Here is a 1,288-nt window from a genome sequence, read left to right as displayed (position 1 = left end):
CGTTTGAAAAATGAGCGTAATGGATATTCTCCCATTATCTTGGGATGTTTCTTTCTTTTCATTAAATCAAACCATCCAACATTAAATACTTGGTCTGTCGGTTCTACTCCTACCTTTTGTGCTTCTTTCACTAAATTTTCTAGTGATGGATATAACGCAGAAACAATCGGTACTCGATGTTCACGATGATTTTTAGCACCCTCCTCACATAAATGGCTCCACTTCTCTTCAAGATTAATATCAGTCAGCCTAATGTGCAGAAGCTGCCCTTGACGAATGGCGGTATAACGAAACACATTCATTGCCGTCATCCAAAACCACGCTGGATATAATGCATTTTTTCGCCCATCACACACATAGCCATAACCTTGCTTTTCTTCAAGTTCTAGATAGTGCGCCATTCGACGATACATATCATCCATCTGTGACTTAGTCAGAACCTTTTTCTTTTTAGCTCCTGCACGAACAACCGTACCATTAAAAGGGTTCTTTTTATGGGGCAATAATTCTTGTTCCATCCCAAAATTAAATAATGCTCTCATATGAGACACTTTATTGTTCCATGTTCTACTTGAGCGTTTATTGTTACCTAAAACAATATATCGCCATTGAAGAACGGTTAATTGATCAACCTGAGCAGGTTTTAACGACGTAAATTCTTCAAATGTACGAAGAACCTTACGGTAACTTCTCATTGTCGTAGGGCGTAATAATTTATAATAAAAATACTGCTCAATAAGAAACTCAAAAGTGATGTCATCCATAACATGCTCATTTACAACAATCAGTAAAACACGACAATGGGTGCTGTTATCGCCGATACAAAACGAACACACCATCAAATAACAACCATACAACTTTAGATGATGACTTTTTTGTTGCTCCTGTTTAAATGTCATACCATTACCTTATCAAGAGGTTCCACTCCATCAAGAGTGCGTAACCATCTAGGCGCTCGCATTTCAGCAACAAAATAATTAATTAAATCATTCAATAACCAGATAAGACTTTTGCCCTTCTCACTTGAAAAACCTAATTCTGCAAGAAATTGAGTCAGCGTAATGCAATGCTGGCAAAGTTCAGTACATTCAAAATCAAAGCGAGGAAGGCTTGGCGGTGTTTTATTGGTAATAAAACATTTCACCAAATGGGGAGGGATAGGCTCATCTAACGTCGATTGCAAGAGTGTTAAACAGGCATTAAGCCGACAACATAATGCCATTTGAAGTGCAAGATCATCAAACTTAATCAATGCATCTACAAAAGTATCGCAATAATCAACGAGTGT

General features: G+C 37.6%; 2 protein-coding genes. Both read right to left on the bottom strand.

What is annotated here, in order from left to right:
* The coding region (locus tag B6258_RS16305; protein WP_240531613.1) for a tyrosine-type recombinase/integrase at nucleotides 1–899 on the bottom strand (899 nt) is incomplete at its 3' end.
* Nucleotides 896–1,288 (bottom strand): hypothetical protein (locus tag B6258_RS18110; RefSeq protein WP_099076149.1); only part of this gene is annotated, 393 nt, incomplete at its 5' end. The genes B6258_RS16305 and B6258_RS18110, both read right to left, overlap by 4 nt.

This window comes from Proteus alimentorum (genome assembly GCF_002607735.1).
Lineage (GTDB): Bacteria > Pseudomonadota > Gammaproteobacteria > Enterobacterales > Enterobacteriaceae > Proteus > Proteus alimentorum.
The sequence above is the reverse complement of the archived record's forward strand: the minus strand, read 5'-3'. Positions and strand labels throughout refer to the sequence as shown.